1 protein-coding gene is annotated in these 253 nt (G+C 42.3%); it reads left to right on the top strand.

The genetic code is table 11. The annotated features are described in order from the left end of the window. Positions 1–29: 29 nt before the first annotated feature. On the top strand, positions 30–253 hold a 224-nt coding region (locus AC0L3U_RS39835), incomplete at its 3' end, for a hypothetical protein (protein ID WP_473365187.1).

Here is a 253-nt window from a genome sequence, read left to right as displayed (position 1 = left end):
CTATAAAGCGTATAAATGGAATAACAGTGATGACTGATTTCTATTACTCATCTGTTTTTGTAAAAGACCAAAACGCGGCAGATGAGCACTTCGATAGTTATTGCTGCAATTTGAAAGTGACAGCCGGGCCAAGTGGAAAACTTGAGTATTCATCAAAGATATGCCTGCTTGGAGCATCATTTGCAAGCACATCATCAAGCCCTAGCGGCTGGGGTTATGAGACGAAAGGCGAGCAAGATGGGTTCTTGATTAC

This window comes from Bradyrhizobium sp. Kon69, assembly GCF_055807515.1.
This window is presented reverse-complemented; position numbering and strand designations above follow the sequence as displayed.